The 16,287-nt window shown below is 71.9% G+C and carries 15 protein-coding genes; 10 read left to right on the top strand and 5 right to left on the bottom strand.

Translation table 11 applies throughout. The features are described from left to right. Window positions 1–4 precede the first annotated feature (4 nt). The 6 genes from ACFYYJ_RS10370 (at window position 5) to ACFYYJ_RS10345 (ending at window position 6,081) form a co-directional block, all read left to right on the top strand. Window positions 5–397: a molybdopterin-binding protein gene (locus ACFYYJ_RS10370; protein WP_384580467.1), complete on the top strand. Its 393-nt coding sequence runs from the start codon at window positions 5–7 to the stop codon at window positions 395–397. A gap of 120 nt (window positions 398–517) precedes the next feature. Beyond that, window positions 518–1,600 (top strand): magnesium/cobalt transporter CorA, encoded by a 1,083-nt coding sequence (gene corA / locus ACFYYJ_RS10365; protein WP_385126911.1) that lies wholly within the window; start codon window positions 518–520, stop codon window positions 1,598–1,600. A gap of 87 nt (window positions 1,601–1,687) precedes the next feature. Continuing rightward, complete coding sequence (locus tag ACFYYJ_RS10360) at window positions 1,688–2,290, top strand: GNAT family N-acetyltransferase (protein WP_385126910.1); 603 nt, start codon at window positions 1,688–1,690, stop codon at window positions 2,288–2,290. Window positions 2,291–2,359: 69 nt separating this feature from the next. Continuing rightward, window positions 2,360–3,205 (top strand): chitosanase, encoded by an 846-nt coding sequence (locus ACFYYJ_RS10355; protein WP_385363516.1) that lies wholly within the window; start codon window positions 2,360–2,362, stop codon window positions 3,203–3,205. 98 nt (window positions 3,206–3,303) lie between these two features. Further along, on the top strand, window positions 3,304–3,663 hold the full coding sequence (locus ACFYYJ_RS10350; RefSeq protein WP_385126982.1) for a DUF805 domain-containing protein: 360 nt from the start codon (window positions 3,304–3,306) through the stop codon (window positions 3,661–3,663). A 198-nt stretch (window positions 3,664–3,861) separates the two neighbouring features. Beyond that, on the top strand, window positions 3,862–6,081 hold the full coding sequence (locus ACFYYJ_RS10345) for an NADP-dependent isocitrate dehydrogenase (protein WP_385363514.1): 2,220 nt from the start codon (window positions 3,862–3,864) through the stop codon (window positions 6,079–6,081). 57 nt (window positions 6,082–6,138) lie between these two features. On the opposite strand, the gene ACFYYJ_RS10340 is transcribed toward ACFYYJ_RS10345, so the two are convergent. The 4 genes from ACFYYJ_RS10340 to ACFYYJ_RS10325 form a co-directional block, all read right to left on the bottom strand. After that, window positions 6,139–7,074 (bottom strand): formylglycine-generating enzyme family protein, encoded by a 936-nt coding sequence (locus tag ACFYYJ_RS10340; RefSeq protein WP_389130773.1) that lies wholly within the window; start codon window positions 7,072–7,074, stop codon window positions 6,139–6,141. Window positions 7,075–7,105: 31 nt separating this feature from the next. Next, window positions 7,106–8,518: a sulfatase gene (locus tag ACFYYJ_RS10335; RefSeq protein ID WP_385126904.1), complete on the bottom strand. Its 1,413-nt coding sequence runs from the start codon at window positions 8,516–8,518 to the stop codon at window positions 7,106–7,108. Between the two features lie 227 nt (window positions 8,519–8,745). Continuing rightward, window positions 8,746–9,162: a hypothetical protein gene (locus ACFYYJ_RS10330; protein ID WP_385363700.1), complete on the bottom strand. Its 417-nt coding sequence runs from the start codon at window positions 9,160–9,162 to the stop codon at window positions 8,746–8,748. A gap of 253 nt (window positions 9,163–9,415) precedes the next feature. Continuing rightward, window positions 9,416–10,825: an MFS transporter gene (locus ACFYYJ_RS10325; RefSeq protein WP_389130769.1), complete on the bottom strand. Its 1,410-nt coding sequence runs from the start codon at window positions 10,823–10,825 to the stop codon at window positions 9,416–9,418. 141 nt (window positions 10,826–10,966) lie between these two features. Here ACFYYJ_RS10325 and ACFYYJ_RS10320 point away from each other — a divergent pair, with 141 nt between their 5' ends. The 4 genes from ACFYYJ_RS10320 to ACFYYJ_RS10305 all read left to right on the top strand — a co-directional run bounded on the left by ACFYYJ_RS10320 (window position 10,967) and on the right by ACFYYJ_RS10305 (window position 15,543). Beyond that, window positions 10,967–11,788 (top strand): helix-turn-helix transcriptional regulator, encoded by an 822-nt coding sequence (locus tag ACFYYJ_RS10320; RefSeq protein ID WP_389131333.1) that lies wholly within the window; start codon window positions 10,967–10,969, stop codon window positions 11,786–11,788. A 33-nt stretch (window positions 11,789–11,821) separates the two neighbouring features. Then, on the top strand, window positions 11,822–13,819 hold the full coding sequence (locus tag ACFYYJ_RS10315) for an endo-1,3-alpha-glucanase family glycosylhydrolase (RefSeq protein WP_389130767.1): 1,998 nt from the start codon (window positions 11,822–11,824) through the stop codon (window positions 13,817–13,819). Between the two features lie 171 nt (window positions 13,820–13,990). Further along, a complete protein-coding gene (locus ACFYYJ_RS10310) occupies window positions 13,991–14,320 on the top strand; it encodes a LysR substrate-binding domain-containing protein (protein WP_389130764.1) in 330 nt (109 codons plus the stop codon). Window positions 14,321–14,358: 38 nt separating this feature from the next. Beyond that, window positions 14,359–15,543 (top strand): aminotransferase class V-fold PLP-dependent enzyme, encoded by a 1,185-nt coding sequence (locus ACFYYJ_RS10305; protein WP_389130762.1) that lies wholly within the window; start codon window positions 14,359–14,361, stop codon window positions 15,541–15,543. Here ACFYYJ_RS10305 and cobF read toward each other — a convergent pair. After that, window positions 15,530–16,282: a precorrin-6A synthase (deacetylating) gene (gene cobF / locus ACFYYJ_RS10300; protein ID WP_384750348.1), complete on the bottom strand. Its 753-nt coding sequence runs from the start codon at window positions 16,280–16,282 to the stop codon at window positions 15,530–15,532. The genes ACFYYJ_RS10305 and cobF overlap by 14 nt on opposite strands. Between the last annotated feature and the right edge of the window lie 5 nt (window positions 16,283–16,287).

The following is a 16,287-nucleotide window of genomic DNA, read 5'->3' as shown; positions in this document are numbered from 1 at the left end:
GGTCATGGAGTCCTACACGATCGGTCAGGCGGCACGACTGCTTGGCGTCAGCGTCGACACGGCGCGGCGCTGGGCGGATGCGGAACGGTTCCCCACCCGCAGGGAAGGCACACGGCGGATGGTGGACGGGCCGGACCTGGCCGCGTTCTGCGTGGAGGCCGCGCAGGAGGGCGCCGACGGCGAGGAGGCTCCGTACAGCTCGGTGCGCAACTCCTTCCCCGGGATCGTCACCGGGGTGAAGCTCGGGTCGGTCACCGCGCAGGTGGAGATCCAGGCCGGCCCGCACCGCATCGTCTCGCTGCTGACGCGGGAGGCGGTGGAGGAGCTCGGGCTGGAGGTGGGCGCGAGGGCCACGGCGCGGGTGAAGTCGACGAGCGTGTTCGTGGACCGCACCTGACCGGTGGGTCGGGGGCCGGTGGGTCGCCGGCCGGCGAGGTGGCGGGGCAGGCGGTTCGGTGCGGCGGCGGGCGGTGGCAGACTGGCCGGTGATCCGCCGAAGGGGAGTACGACGTTGTCCATGTTCAGCAACCTGCGAAGGGCCGTGCGCCGTGGCTACCGGCGGGCCGTCGACCTCAGTCACCCCGCCCGCTCCCCGCTCGGCAGCGCCGTCGTCAACTGCGTGGTCTACCAGGACGGCGTACGGCAGGACGGCTGCGCCGAGGTCGAGGAGGCGCTGCGCCGGGTCCGCAAGACGGGCGAGAGCTTCGTCTGGATCGGCCTGCACGAGCCCTCACAGGAGGAACTCGCCGGGCTCGCCCAGCTCTTCGACCTGCACCCGCTCGCCGTCGCGGACGCGGTCAACGCGCACCAGCGCCCCAAGATCGAGCGCTACGACGACACCCTCTTCGCCGTCTTCAAGACGGTGCGCTACGTCGAGCACGAGGAGCTGACCGCGACCAGCGAGGTGGTGGAGACCGGCGAGCTGATGGCCTTCACCGGCCAGGACTTCGTCATCACCATCCGGCACGGCGGCCGGGGCACCCTCGGCCCGGTCCGCGAGGCCTTGGAGGCCGACCCGGAGCAGCTGGCCAAGGGTCCGGCGACGGTCCTGCACGCCATGGCCGACCACGTCGTCGACGACTACGTGGCCGTCACGGACGCCGTGCAGAACGACATCGACGCCGTGGAGACGGCGGTGTTCAGCGAGCACGGGGGCCGCGGCGACGCCGGCCGCATCTACCAGCTCAAGCGCGAACTCCTGGAGCTGCGGCGGGCGGTGGGCCCGCTGAGCCGGCCGCTCCAGCAGCTGGCCACGCAGCCGATACCGGTCATCCCGCCGGAGATCCGCGCCTACTTCCGGGACGTCGCGGACCATCTGACCCGGGCCACCGAGCAGATCGGCGCCTACGACAACCTGCTCGACTCCATCCTCCAGGCGCACCTCGCCCAGGTGACCGTCGCCCAGAACGAGGACATGCGCAAGATCACCGCGTGGGCGGCGATCGTCGCCGTCCCGACGATGGTCTGCGGGGTCTACGGCATGAACTTCGACCACATGCCCGAACTGCACTGGACCTACGGATACCCGGTCGTGATCGGTGTCATGGCGGTCGCCTGCCTCGTCATCCACCGGGGCTTCCGCCGCAACGGCTGGCTCTGAGTCCGTCCGAATCCGGATGAGTCCGACCGGGGCCGCCGCATAGGGTCCGCCTGTCACCGATGATCACAGGGAACGGGCAGGTCGGACATGCGGCAGACAACGGGGCAGTCCCACGACGGCGCGCCGGCGGGTGAGCGCGTACGGCTGGAGCCGCTCGGGCACCACCACCACGACGGGCTGTGCGAGGCGATCCGGGACGGGAAGCTCTGGGAGCTCCCGGTGACGATCGTCCCGCACCCGGACCAGGTGCCCGCCTTCATCGACGACGCGCTCGCGGCGCGCGAGGAGGGCACCCAACTCCCTTACGCGACGGTGGACCTCGCCACCGGCCGGATCGCCGGGTCCACCCGGCTCATGGCGATCGACACCCGGTTCCGGCGGCTGGAGATCGGCTTCACCTTCCTCGGCGCGTCCTGGCAGGGCGCGGGGATCAACACCGAGGCCAAGCTGCTCATGCTGACCCACGCCTTCGAGGCGATGGAGATGAACCGGGTCGAGATCCTCACCGACGTGCGCAACGCCCGCTCCAGGGCGGCGATCGAGCGGCTCGGCGCCACGCACGAGGGGGTGCTGCGCCACCACATGCCGATGCGGGACGGCTGGATCCGCGACACCGCCGTCTACAGCGTCATCCGGCCCGAATGGCCGGAGGTGAAGCGCGCGCTCGCCGCCCGTGTGCAGAGGTCTTGAGAAGCCGCGAAGGCTGGTAGTAAAGTTTCCTAACCAACCAGGAAGCCTCAACTACCCCACGGAGGCCTTGTGTTCACCCCCCACCGCAAGACGCTGGTGGTCGGCGCACTGCTCGGCAGCGCGCTGATCGCCTTACCGGTCACGGCCCACGCCACCGCCCCGGCCGCCCCCGCGGCCGGCCTCGCGGCCCCCGCCGCCGCGGCGGCGACCGGGCTCGACGATCCGGCGAAGAAGGAGATCGCCATGAAGATCGTCTCCAGCGCGGAGAACTCCTCGCTGGACTGGCGGGCGCAGTACAAGTACATAGAGGACATAGACGACGGCCGCGGCTACACGGCCGGGATCATCGGATTCTGCTCCGGCACCGGCGACATGCTCGACCTCGTCGAGTACTACACCCAGGTCAAGCCGGGCAACGTCCTCGCCAAGTACCTGCCCGCGCTGCGCAAGGTCGACGGCACGGACTCGCACTCCGGTCTCGACCCGAACTTCACCAAGGACTGGGCCAAGGCCGCCCAGGACGCCGAGTTCAAGAAGGCCCAGGACCACGAGCGCGACCGGGTCTACTTCGACCCGGCCGTCAAGCAGGGCAAGGCCGACGGGGTCGGCGTGCTCGGGCAGTTCATCTACTACGACGCCATCGTGATGCACGGCGACGGAAGCGACTCCACCAGCTTCCGCAACATCCGCAAGCGCGCCCTCGCCAAGGCCAAGCCGCCGTCGCAGGGCGGCAACGAGACCACGTACCTGAACGCCTTCCTCGACGCCCGGGTGTGGGCGATGAAGCAGGAGGAGGCGCACAGCGACACCAGTCGCGTCGACACGGCCCAGCGGGTCTTCCTCAAGAAGGGCAACCTGAACCTGAACACCCCCCTCGACTGGAAGGTCTACGGCGACCCCTTCCACATCGGCTGACGAGGGAAGAGACCTTGACCGGGCAGTAACATCGGCATAAATTCTGCCCCGGCTTGCTCCAGCAGGACTGGCCCACCACCCGTCCTCTGGGGGGACTCGTGCACTACTACACCGACGTCCTGAAGAAGTACGTCGTCTTCTCCGGCCGTGCGCGACGGCAGGAGGTGTGGATGTTCATCCTGTGCAACTGGCTCGTCGAGGCGGTCGTCCTGACCGTGGACCTGGTCATCGGGCTGAACTTCATCCTCTACGGGGTCTACACCCTGGCGATCCTCCTGCCCGTCGTCGGCCTCGCGGTGCGCCGCCTGCACGACCTCGGCAAGTCCGGCTGGTGGTACCTGATCAACTTCGTCCCGATCATCGGCTGGATCTGGATGATCGTCCTGATGGCCACGGAGGGCGACCGCGGGACCAACGCCTACGGCCCCAGCCCCAAGGCGGCCCACGCCCACCTGTAACCACCCCGCGCCCGTGCGCGCGTACCCGAGCGCCGCCGTCGACGGAACCCGTCGGCGGCGGCGCTCCCGCGTGACATGTGCGACACGCCTCACCCGGACCTTGGGGCAGGGGGCTGTCCTGAGCGGCCCGATCACGAGATATCTTGATGTCGAGCAATGTTGCAGACGAGAGACGCAGACTGTGGAGCGGAGCAACCGGTGACTGACTCGACCATCATCTACACGCACACTGACGAGGCCCCGGCCCTCGCGACGTATTCCTTCCTGCCTGTGATCCAGGCCTACGCGTCGACCGCCGGTGTGAATGTCGAGACCCGTGACATCTCCCTGGCCGGTCGCATCATCGCCACCTTCCCCGAGCACCTGGAAGAGGGCCAGCGCATCGCCGACGCCCTCGCCGAGCTCGGCGAGCTGGCGAAGACGCCGGAAGCCAACATCATCAAGCTGCCCAACGTCTCGGCCTCGATCCCGCAGCTGAAGGCCGCGATCGCCGAGCTCCAGGGCCAGGGCTACGCCCTCCCGGACTACCCGGACGACCCGAAGTCGGACGAGGAGCGCGAGATCCGCGCCCGCTACGACAAGATCAAGGGCAGCGCCGTCAACCCGGTCCTGCGCGAGGGCAACTCCGACCGCCGCGCCCCCGGCTCGGTCAAGAACTACGCCAAGACCCACCCGCACCGCATGGGCGCCTGGACCCCCGAGTCCAAGACGAACGTCGCCACCATGGGTCAGAACGACTTCCGCTCCACCGAGAAGTCCGCCACGATCGCCGAGGCCGGCACCCTGCGCATCGAGTACGTGGACGCCGACGGCGCCACCACCGTGCTGCGCGAGTCCGTACCGGTCCTCGCCGGCGAGGTCGTGGACGCGTCCGTCATGCACGTCGACGCGCTGCGCACCTTCCTCAACGACCAGATCGAGCGTGCCAAGGCCGAGGACGTCCTGTTCTCCGTGCACCTCAAGGCCACGATGATGAAGGTCTCCGACCCGATCGTCTTCGGCCACGTGGTCCGCGCCTTCCTCCCGAAGACCTTCGCCCGCTACGGCGAGACCCTCGCCACCGCCGGCCTGTCGCCCAACGACGGCCTCGGCACCATCCTGAACGGCCTGGGCGCCCTGCCCGACGGCGACGCGATCAAGGCCTCCATCGACGCCGAGATCGCCGAGGGCCCGGCCCTCGCGATGGTCGACTCCGACAAGGGCATCACCAACCTGCACGTGCCGTCCGACGTCATCGTCGACGCCTCGATGCCGGCCATGATCCGCACCTCCGGCCACATGTGGGGCCCGGACGGCAACGAGGCCGACACCCTCGCCGTCCTCCCGGACAGCAGCTACGCGGGCGTCTACCAGGCCGTCATCGACGACTGCCGCGCGCACGGCGCGTTCGACCCGTCCACCATGGGCTCGGTGCCGAACGTCGGCCTGATGGCCCAGAAGGCCGAGGAGTACGGCAGCCACGACAAGACCTTCGAGATCGCCGCCGCGGGCACCGTCCGCGTCGTCGACGCCGAGGGCAACGTGGTCATCGAGCAGGAGGTCGCCGCCGGCGACATCTTCCGCGCCTGCCAGACCAAGGACCTGCCGATCCAGGACTGGGTCAAGCTCGCCGTCACCCGCGCCCGCGCCACCGGATCCCCGGCCGTCTTCTGGCTCGACGAGACCCGCGCCCACGACGCGCAGCTGATCGCCAAGGTCAAGACGTACCTGGCCGACCACGACACCGAGGGCCTGGACATCCGCATCCTCGCCCCGGTCGAGGCCACGAAGTTCTCCCTGGAGCGCATCCGCCGCGGCGAGGACACCATCTCGGTGACCGGCAACGTGCTGCGCGACTACCTGACCGACCTCTTCCCGATCCTGGAGCTGGGCACCAGCGCCAAGATGCTGTCGGTCGTCCCGCTGATGGCGGGCGGCGGCCTCTTCGAGACCGGCGCCGGCGGCTCCGCCCCGAAGCACGTCCAGCAGCTGGTCAAGGAGAACTACCTGCGCTGGGACAGCCTCGGCGAGTTCTTCGCCCTGGCCGCGAGCTTCGAGCACCTCGCCGTCACCACCGGCAACGCCCGCGCCCAGGTCCTGGCCGACACCCTGGACCGCGCGACCGGCACCTTCCTCAACGAGGACAAGTCGCCGAGCCGCAAGCTGGGCGGCATCGACAACCGCGGCAGCCACTTCTACCTCGCCCTGTACTGGGCGCAGGAGCTGTCCCGGCAGATCGACGACCCGAAGCTGGCCGCGGCCTTCGAGCCGCTCGCCAAGACCCTCGCCGAGCAGGAGCAGGCCATCGTCGGCGAGCTCATCGCGGTGCAGGGCTCCCCGGCGGAGATCGGCGGCTACTACCAGCCCGACCCCGCCAAGTGCGCTGCGATCATGCGTCCGTCCGCGAGCTTCAACAAGGCGCTGACCCTCCTCGGCTGAGTCCGCGGAGCATGAGTGATCCGCCCCGGTCGGCCGTGCGCCGACCGGGGCGGACCCCTATGCGGGGTCGGCCGCCACGCGGAAGCCGATGTTCCCCGCCGAGCTGTCCGGGGTGTTGCGGGTCCGGGCCGCGACCCGGTAGCGGTTGCAGTACGAGTCGTGGCACATGTGGGAGCCGCCGCGCATGGCCCGCTCCGGGCCGCCCGAGGGCGAGAAGCGGTCCGCGGACCACTCCCACACGTTGCCGACCGCGTTGTACAGCCCGTACCCGTTGGGCCGGAAGGACTTGGCGGGCGCGGTCCCCGCGTACCCGTCGGCCCGGGTGTTGTGGACCGGGAAGTCACCGTTCCAGATGTTGCACATGTGCCGCCCGCCCGGCCGCAGTTCGTCACCCCAGGGATAGCGCTTCCGCTCCAGCCCGCCGCGCGCCGCGAACTCCCACTCGGGCTCGGTGGGCAGCCGCGTCCCGGACCAGGCGCAGTACGCCTGGGCGTCGTTCCAGGAGACGTGGACCACCGGGTGGTCCTGCCGCGCGGCGAAGGAGGAGCCGGGCCCTTCCGGGTGGCGCCAGTCCGCCCCGGACACCGCCCGCCACCACGGCGTGCCGGCCACCGCCGGTGACACGTCCGCGAGTCCGGGCTCCAGGAACCCCGCGAAGACGAAGCTGAAGCCGAAGGACTCCGCCTCCGTGACATGACCGGTGGCCTTCACGAACGACGCGAACCGCGCGTTGGTGACGGTGGTCGGGGCGACACGGAACGCCCCGACCACCGCCTCCCGTACCGGGCCCTCGCCGTCCGCCGCGAACCCGTCCGGGTCTTCCGTCCCCATCAGGAACCTGCCGCCCGCGAGCGGGACGAGGTCCCGGACGGCCCGCGCGGCGGCGGGGTCGGCCGCCCGGACCGCGGCTTCCGGTGCCTCCGGCCGCCGGACCAGGGTCAGCGGACTGTCGGACGGCTCGCGGCCAGGGGTGCAGCAGGGCTTGGGCGGCATGGGGGTTCTCCAGGGGGGGACGGTCGGGGGATCAGGCCGTGCGGTCGGCGGCGAGCGCGGCGGCCAGGGCGGGTATGCCGAGGGCCTGCTCCTGCGCCGGGGTGGCCTGGTGCAGGAGGTTCCGCAGCTGGTACGGGTCGCTCACCAGGTCGTAGTACTCGCGGAAGGTGACCTGCCCGGTACCGGAGACGGCGCCCGTGGCATCGGTGTGCAGGTCGTAGTACTCCACGTACTGCTTGTCCTTGGCCACGTACGAGGCCCAGGTCTTGGGGCCGGCGCCGGCCGTGCCCTGCTTCCACCACTCCACCAGCAGGTGGTCACGGCTCTGGCCGGAGAGCAGCGAACGCCCGTCCTGGGGGGTGTTCGGGGTGATCCCCGCGGCGTCGAGGATGGTCGGCGCGATGTCGATGTTGGCGACGACGCGGTCGTCGACCGTACCCGAACCCAGGCCGCCGGCCGGCCAGGAGAGGTAGAACGGCACCTCGTGCGCGGGGGAGTACGGCACACCCTTCTTGGTCCAGCCGTGGTCGCCCCAGCCGAAGCCGTTGTCCCCGATGTAGATCACCAGGGTGTTGTCCAGCTGCCCGAGGGCGGCCAGCTTGTCGCGGAAGGCCTGCACCGCGTCGTCCACGGTGAGCAGGGTCCGCAGCTGCTCGGCGCGGATCTGCTGCCCGTCGGCCAGGGTCCCGGTCGCGTTCTGGATGTAGGCCGGCTTGTCGCTCCGGTCGGCCTCGGGAACGGAGGGACGCCCGTTCCAGGCCGGGACGGCCACGTTCGCGTACTTGGCCTCGGGGGTGCGAGGCCCGTGCGAGGCGTAGGGGGTGACGTAGGCGAACCAGGGGCGGCTGTCGGTGGCGGCCTTGTCCAGGAAGCTCAGCGTCTTGTTCTTGATGATGTTGGTGGTGTAGCCGTTGATCGTCTGGACGGTGCCGTTCACGTTCCAGTCGGCGTTGGTGTACGCGGGCTGGAGCAGCGCGAACTCCTCGAAGTGCGGCGGGTTGTCGGCAAGCGTCCAGGAGTTGAGGTACTTGCCGAACAGGCCCGTGCGGTAGCCGGCCTGCTTGAGGTAGCGCTGCACGGTGGTGTGCTGATCGAGGCTGTGGGACGCGGCGTTGTTGCGCACGCCGTGGTTGTGGGCGTAGCGGCCGGAGAACACCGACGACCGGGACGGCGCGCACAGCGGGGTGGCGACGTGGCCGTTGGTGAACTTCACACCCTGGTCGGCGATCCAGCCGATGGTCTTCTGGAGGGCCCAGTCGGTGTGCTTGGGCTGGTCGTCCGTGACGATCAGCAGGATGTTCGGGCGGGCGGCGGAAGCGGTGCTCGCCGAGGCCGACCCGGCGAGGGCCGGGGTCGCCGCGGCCGCCGCCACCGCGGCGGCGCCGGCGAGGAAGCCGCGTCGGCCGACGGCGCCGGTCCGGGGCGTGCTGATGTGCTCGCTCACGAGGGTCTCCTGTACGTGCGGGGGAGTGTGACGTACGAACCGGGGGCTCCCGGCAGCGCTTGCGCGCAACCGGAACCTGCAGGTCAGACCCTAGGTTTGAGCGAGCGGCCACTCAATGACCGGGGCATGGCAGTGCTGTTCCATTGCCGTGCCGGGGACGTGCCGGGTGTGTTCCGCGGATGTGGCGCCGTCATGAAGGCGACACGGAAGCGGATGCGGCGGGTCGTTCAGAGCCGGTGGACGCGTTCCCCGTCGAAGCCGAGCGGCGACCGCCCGGCGGCCAGGATCCGCAGTCCCGGGGCCACGGCGAGCAGGTCCCGCAGCCAGGCCAGGGCGTCCGGGGCGAGCTGCTCCGCGCCGTCCACCACGAGCAGCATGTCCCGCTCGGCCAGCCAGGAGGCGACGCCCGCCGTCCGCCCGCACGGCGTCGACGGCATCCCGGGTACGTCGCCCAGTTCGGCCGTCAGCTCGCGCACCCCGAGGAGGCCGCGGACCGGCTCCGCGACGACCACGGCGACCCCGTCGTAGAAGTTCGACACGAGTCGCCGCGCGATCTCCCGTACCAGCACGCTCCGCGGCCCGCGTAATCCGCCGGCCACGGTCAACACCCGCCCCCGCCGGACCGTGGAGAGCAGGCGGGACATCTCGATGGACGTCGCTGGCAGTGTTCCGGACGGCGACCCTGAATCCCTCATCGGCACGATGCCCCCCATTGCATGCGTGACCAAGCGCGGCAACAGGGTTCATTCGAGCCGCGTGACGACGATTATCCGCCACGTGCGGCAGAAGACCAGGGGAATGTCGTATTCCGCTGCCCGCCCCCGGGGCCGCTCGGCATGAGCGGCTCACCGGGGGCCGGGGCGGTGCCTGGGTGGAGCAGGGGCGGTGCGGGGGACGCTACGCGCGGCGGCGCAGGCCGAGGGCGACGAGCAGGGCCGCCGCCAGCACGATCGCGGCGTCGATCGCCAGGACCGTGCGCACCCCGCCGAAGAGCGAGGCCTGCGTGGTGGCCAGCACGCCCAGCAGCGGGATGCCGATGGTCAGACCGACCTGCTGCGTCGTGGTGACCAGGCCGGTCGCCAGTCCCTGCTCCGAGTCGGGCACGCCGCTCGTGACCACCAGTCCGTACGAGATGATCGCGCCGAGGTGGAACATGCTCGCCAGCGACACCAGCACGGTCGCGAGCAGGGCCCCCGACGACGAGCCCGCGGTGAGCAGGGCGCCGGTGAACACGCCCTGACCGGCCAGGGAAACGGCCAGGGTCCGGCGGGCGCCGAGGCGGCCGATGACCCGGGGCGCGTACGAACCGGCGAGGATCGAGGCGACGCCCTGGACGCCGAAGACCAGACCGGTGCGGAAGGCGGACAGCTCCAGCGTCTCCTGGAGGTAGAGGGTCAGCACGAAGACGACCGTGGACATCATCGCGAAGGTGATCAGACCGCCGAGGTTGCCCCAGGCGACCGTGCGCCGCTTCAGCATCGCCGGAGAGACCAGCGGGGCGGGCGACTTGGACTCCACGACCACGAACGCGACGAGCAGTGCCAGGCCGACCACCAACGTGCCCCAGACGTCCACGCCGCCGAAGCCGCGCTGGGCGGCCGTCGTCAGGGCGTAGATCAGCGCCAGCAGTGCGCCGGTGACGGTGATCGCTCCGGGCGTGTCCAGGCGCGGCCGCTCGGTCGTGCGGGACTCCTTCAGCAGTCCCGGGGCGAGGACGAGGACCACCACGGCGGCGACCGCGAGCAGGCCCATCGTCGAACGCCAGCCCAGGGTGTCGGTCAGGACACCGCCGAGCACCATCCCGACGGTGAAGCCCAGGGACAGCAGGGTGCCGGAGATGCCGAGCGCCCTGTCGCGCAGCGGGCCCTCGGGGAAGGTCGTGGTGAGCAGGGACATGCCGGTGGGCACGATCACGGCCGCACCCAACCCCTGCAACGCGCGCCCGGTCAGGAAGGAAGCCGGGTCCCAGGCCAGGGTCGCCAGCACCGAGGCCGCGCCGAAGACCGTGAGACCGGTCAGGAACAGCTTCTTGCGGCCGTACAGGTCCGCGATGCGGCCGAAGAGGAGCAGGAAGCCGCCGGACGGCAGCGCGAACGCGGTGACCGCCCACTGGAGGCCGGCCCGGCTCAGCCCGAGGTCCTCGCCGAGCACGGGGAGGGCCACGTTCAGTACGGAGAAGTCCAGCGCCACCATGAACTGGGCGGCGCAGAGGACGAAGAGGACGAGCAGGGCCCGGCCGGAGAGCCGGCCGTCCTCGGGGGCCGCCGCACGGGGCGGATGGGTCGTGGAGTGAGTGTCTATCGCCATGGCCACTACCTTCGTGGCGCGGGAATGGGCGTGGAGAGTGGGAACTTATCCTGTTGGCGGCACCACCAGGCAGCCGAACAGGGGGACTCCGTGGCGACACCGATCGAAGAGCACCGACGGACCGAGCTGCGCGGGTTCCTGATGAGCAGACGGGCCAGGATCAGCCCGACCGAGGCGGGCCTGCCGGACGGCGGGGCCCGCCGCCGCACGCCGGGCCTGCGCCGCGAGGAGGTCGCCGTGCTCGCCGGCGTCGGGGTCTCCTGGTACCAGTGGCTGGAGCAGGGCCGCGACATCACGGTGTCCTCGCAGGTCCTGGACTCGGTCGGCCGGGTGCTGAAGCTGAGCAGCGCCGAACGCCGGCACCTGTACGTGCTGGCCGGGCTCAACCCGCCCGCCCTGGAAGTCGCCCCGGCCGACCAGGACATGTGCGACGGCCTGCAGCGGCTGATCGACGCGTGGATGCCGTTCCCCGCGCACATCATGGACGCGTACTGGAACACCGTCCTCTACAACGACGCGGCCGCGCTGGTGCTGGGCATGCGTCCGGCGATCGTGCAGAACTGCCTGATCGCCTTCTTCACCGACCCCGTCTACCGGTCCCGTTCCGCGCGCTGGGAGGAGAACGCCGAATCGGTGGTGGCCCAGTTCCGCGCGGCCTGCTCGGAGCACCCGAACGACGAGGGGTTCCGGGCGGTCGTCGACGAAGCGCGGGAACTGAGCCCGGAGTTCGCCGCGTTGTGGGAGCGGAGGGACATCCGTCCCGCCGGGCAGACCAAGAAGCAGCTGGAGCACCCGCTCGTCGGCACCCTGTCCGTGGAGTCGACCCAGCTGCGCGTACCGGCCCGCCCCGACCTGGCGATCGTGCTGCACAACCCGTTGCCGGGCACGGACACCGCCGCGAAGCTGGAGTGGCTGACATCGCCCGAGGGCCGGCGTGGCTCGATGTACCCGATAGCGGGCTGAGCGGGCACACACGGGGTGTGTGGGGAGGCCGGGATGACGGAGCGTCGGAACGCGGACGACAGCACGGGCGGCGGCACGGGCGGGCGGTCCGGGGGCGAAGCCGACCGGGGCACGGAGGCGGGCGCGGACCGCAAGGCGGACCGGCGGCCCGGGCGCGCGGCCCATCGGGCCGGCCGGGGGACCGGCGGCGCCCGGCGGACGGAGATGCCAGGCACCCACGGCGTGGACGGCACCGTCAGGGGGGCCCGGCGAGCGGACGAGCCGGCCAACCGCGATGTGGACGGCACCGCCGGCCGGGGTCGTCGGGAGGAGGTGCCGGGCGACGGTGGCGTGGACGGCGCCACGGGCCGGGCTCGGCGGGGGCATGACGTGCCCTCGCGGCCCCTGCCGCATCGGCACCGGCGCCGGAGCGGGTTCCGGGGGCGTCGGCCGCTGTTGCTGCTGGTCTGCGGTTTCCTCCTCGTCGGCGTGTGCGCCGCCACCGGGATCGCCTGGGATCCCTTCGCCGGCGGCTCCGAGGGCAAGGCACCGGCGGCCGCCATCGGCACCCCCTGGTACGTCGGGCCCGCCGACGGCACGACCGGGACCCCCGAGCAGCCGGCCGGGAGCACACCGCCCACCGGCGACGCGACCCCCACGACCGAGTCCGCGACCGCCGCCCCCGGCGCGGGGCCCCTGCCCTTCGACCTGCCCGGGCCGGCGGCCCTGCGCTCCGGTGCGGCGGGCCGGAAGCTGGTCTTCGCGCACTACTTCACCCCGTACCCGCTCTCCCTCGACAACGAGAGCGCGGACAAGGACTACTACACCCGCAACTACCTCGACCCGGCGGGCGAGAACGGCAAGCACGGGGCGTACGGCGGACTGCTCCGCGACCGACCGCTGCCCGTGCCGCCCCGGGGCGGCGACTGGGAGTACGCCAACCTCCAGCAGGAGGTCCGCACGGCCGCCGCGGCCGGCATCGACGGGTTCACCCTCGACCTGCTCTCACTCACCGGCAAGAACCGGGAACGCGCCGAGAAGCTGATGGCCGCCGCCCACGCGACCGACCCCGGATTCAAGATCATGCTGATGCCGGACATGACCTCGCTCGGGACCGACGACCCCGCCGTGCTGGCCGGGGCGATCGCCGAACTGGGCGCGGCCCCCGCCGCCCACCGGCTCCCGGACGGCAGGCTCGTGGTGTCCCCCTTCAAAGCCGAGGCCAAGAGCGTCGGTTGGTGGAGCCGGACCCTGGAGATCCTGCGCACCCGGCACGGCATCCGCGCCGCCTTCGTCCCGCTCTTCCTCGACTTCGGCGCGCACGGCGCGGAGTTCGCCCCGATCAGCCACGGGTTCTCCGAGTGGGGCAGCCGCAGCTACGTCGGCCAGGAGAGCTCCACCCGCGACGTACGGCGCGCCCACGACATGGGCAAGGTCTGGATGCAGCCGGTGTCCGTGCAGGACGCCCGCCCCAACCAGGGCGTCTACGACGAGGCCGGCAACACCGCCACCCTGCGCGCCACGTGGACGCGGGCCATCGAGGACGGCGCGGACTGGGTGCAGCTCACCACCTGGAACGACTACTCCGAGGGCAGCCAGTTCGCGCCCTCGCTGCACAACGGGCACACCTACCTGGACCTGAGCTCGTACTACCTCACCCGGTTCAAGACCGGAGGCTGGCCGAAGATCGTGCGGGACACGCTCTACCTGACCGCCCGCACCCAGTTCGCCGCCGCCGGCCCGACCGGCCCGCAGTCGCTCGTCATGTCCCTGCGCAAGGGGAGCGCCGCGCCGCGCGACACGGTGGAGGTGCTCAGCTTCCTCGCCGGGCCCGCCTCCGTCCGTACGACCGTCGGTTCCGCGCAGGACACCCACGAGGCCCCCGCCGGGCTCCACTCCGAACTGCTGCCGCTGAAGCCGGGCACCAGTGCGGCGCAGGTGGTGCGGGACGGGAAGCCGGGGGCGGCGGTGGAGCTGCCGTACCGGGCCGACCGCTCGGCCGCGGTGCAGGACCTCCAGTACTACGGGGCGACCAGCGGCCGGAACGACTAGGCCGCCTCTTTCGGATCTCGCCGGTCAGGCCCGCGTCGTCCGGTGCCGTGCCTCGGCGCGTCGGCGGGGCGCCCTTGTGCCGGCCGTACTCGGGTGTCCCGCCAGGGCGGCGAGGCGCGGTGCCGGGCGGCAGGGGGCACCTCCCAGCCCCCTGGGGGCAGGGTCGTGTGCATGCCGCCCGGCACGGGGCTGCGTACGGTGTTCGACCAGGCCTGCGCCGCCCGGGGGATCGATCCGGTGATCGCGCTGCAGGCCGGGGCCGCGGACGCCGTCGCCGACCTCGCCGCCCGCGGGCTCGGCGTCGGCATCCTCAGCGAGTCCATGGCCGCCGGCTACCGGGACCGGCTGACCGCCCGCCTCATCGAGGACGTCGACACCCCGGCCCTGCTCTCCCCCGTCTGGCGCCCCGGGCAGGCCCCCGCCGTACGCGAGCTCGTGGCCCACGCCCGCCGGGCCTTCGGCGGACAAACGCCTGGCGGCGCCGACGGCAGCGGGAGATGATCCGCACGACACACCGTGCCGCAACCACGGAGGAACCCGTGACCGAGCCGATACGACCCGCCGGCACCCCAGCCGGGTCGCCCACCGACCCCCCGGGGGAGTTCCCCGGCGGGCCGGCCCTGTTCCGCCTCGCGCCCAGCGTCTCCCACCTGAACCACGGCTCCTTCGGCGCCGTGCCGGTGCCGGTCCAGGAGGCCCAGGAGGCGCTGCGCGCCGAGGCCCACGCCGACCCCGACGCCTTCTTCATCGGGGTCTCGGACCGGCTGGCCGCCGCCCGAGGCCGGATCGCCGAGCACCTCGGCGCCGACCCCGACCACCTGTCCTTCGTCTCCAACGCCACCGAGGGCGCCAATCTCGCACTCGACGCGATCGGCTTCGCGGACGGCGACGAGATCCTGGTCAGCGACCACGGCTACGGCACCGTCGTCGCGGCCGCCGCCCGCCGCGCCCCGGTCACCACCGTCGCCCTCGACTCCCGGCTGCCCGACGAGGACGCCGTACGGGAGACCGTGCTGGCCGCGCTGACCCCGCGCACCAAGGTGGCCGTCCTCGACCACGTCAGCTCGCCCACCGCCCGGATCATCGCCTCGCCCCGGCTCCTCGCGGACCTGCGCGAGCGCGGGGTCACCACGGTCGTCGACGGCGCCCACGCCCCGGGCATGCTCGCCGACCCGCTCGCCGGCGGCGCCGACTTCTACTTCGGAAACCTGCACAAATGGGGCTACGCCCCCTCCGGCACGGCCTTCCTCACCGTCGCCCCGCAGCACCGCCGCGGCGTCCGTGCCCTCGTCCCCTCCTGGGAGGACGAGCACGGCTTCCCGCGCTCCGTGGAGAACCGCGCCACCGTCGACTACACCGGCTGGCTCGCCGCCCCCGAGGGGCTCGACCTCCTGCACCGGCTCGACGCGACCAAGGTACGGGCCCACAACAGCGCACTCGCCGCCCACGGGGCGGCGCTGCTCGCCGAGATCCCCGGGATCACCCCGCTCCCGTACGACGACGCCCTCGCCATGCGCGCCCTGCGGCTGCCGCCCGGGGTCGCGGAGACCAGGGACGAGGCAGCCTCGCTGCGCGAGCGGATCGCGGCCGAGCAGGGCATCAGGGTGCTGATCTGGCCCTGGCCGGGTGGCGGAGGCATCCGCGTCTGCGGGCAGATCTACAACCGCCCCGCCGAGTACGAACGCCTCGCCGCCGTCCTGCCGTCGTACCTCAGGCGCGCCTGAGCAGGTACGTGTCCATGATCCAGCCCTTGCGGGCCCGGGCCTCGGTGCGCAGTTCCTCGATGCGCCCGGCGACCTCGGCCAGCTTGCCCGAGACCAGGATCTCGTCCGGGGTGCCCACGTAGGCGCCCCAGTAGATGAAGAGGTCCTGGTCCAGGTGGGCCGTGAAGGCGTGCCGCGCGTCCAGCATCACCACCACGTCGTCCACGTCGTCGGGCCAGCCCTCGGCGAGCCGGCGCCCGGTGGTGATCTGGACCGGCCGGCCGACCCGGTTCAGGTTCGTGCGGTGCCTGGCCAGCAGGGCGGAGATGCTGCTGATGCCGGGTACGACCTCGTGCTCGAAGGCCACCCGGCCGCGCTCCAGCACCTCGTCGAGGATCGCGAGCGTCGAGTCGTACAGGGACGGGTCGCCCCACACCAGGAACGCCCCGGTCTCGCCGTCCGCCAGGTCCTCGTCGATGAACCGCTCGAAGAGCTCGGCCCGCGCGCTGCGCCAGCCGTCCACCGTCGGGGTGTAGTCGGAGGGGGTCCGGTCCCGGTCCGGGTCGCGGCCCTCCACCAGACGGTGGCCGGGACGGGCGTGCTCTTCGAGCATCGCGCGCCGCAGCCCGGTCAGGTCCGCCTTCTCCTCGCCCTTCTCCAGGATGAGGAATGCGTCCGCCGCGCCGATCGCCCTGACCGCCTGGAGGGTCAGGTGGTCCGGGTCGCCCGCGCCTATGCCGATCACTGAGAACTTCTTCACCCGGC

Origin of the sequence: Streptomyces sp. NPDC002467 (genome assembly GCF_042889825.1) — a bacterium.
Lineage (GTDB): Bacteria > Actinomycetota > Actinomycetes > Streptomycetales > Streptomycetaceae > Streptomyces.
This window is presented reverse-complemented; position numbering and strand designations above follow the sequence as displayed.

Excerpts from the sequence above, each read along its gene's own strand:
- ACFYYJ_RS10370 (WP_384580467.1), top strand. The coding sequence starts at position 5 with ATGGAGTCCTACACGATCGGTCAGGCGGCACGACTGCTTGGCGTCAGC.
- ACFYYJ_RS10340 (WP_389130773.1), bottom strand. The coding sequence starts at position 7,074 with ATGCCGCCCAAGCCCTGCTGCACCCCTGGCCGCGAGCCGTCCGACAGT.
- ACFYYJ_RS10315 (WP_389130767.1), top strand. The coding sequence starts at position 11,822 with ATGACGGAGCGTCGGAACGCGGACGACAGCACGGGCGGCGGCACGGGC.
- ACFYYJ_RS10325 (WP_389130769.1), bottom strand. The coding sequence starts at position 10,825 with ATGGCGATAGACACTCACTCCACGACCCATCCGCCCCGTGCGGCGGCC.
- ACFYYJ_RS10310 (WP_389130764.1), top strand. The coding sequence starts at position 13,991 with ATGCCGCCCGGCACGGGGCTGCGTACGGTGTTCGACCAGGCCTGCGCC.
- ACFYYJ_RS10320 (WP_389131333.1), top strand. The coding sequence starts at position 10,967 with ATGAGCAGACGGGCCAGGATCAGCCCGACCGAGGCGGGCCTGCCGGAC.
- ACFYYJ_RS10330 (WP_385363700.1), bottom strand. The coding sequence starts at position 9,162 with ATGTCCCGCCTGCTCTCCACGGTCCGGCGGGGGCGGGTGTTGACCGTG.
- ACFYYJ_RS10360 (WP_385126910.1), top strand. The coding sequence starts at position 1,688 with ATGCGGCAGACAACGGGGCAGTCCCACGACGGCGCGCCGGCGGGTGAG.
- corA (WP_385126911.1), top strand. The coding sequence starts at position 518 with ATGTTCAGCAACCTGCGAAGGGCCGTGCGCCGTGGCTACCGGCGGGCC.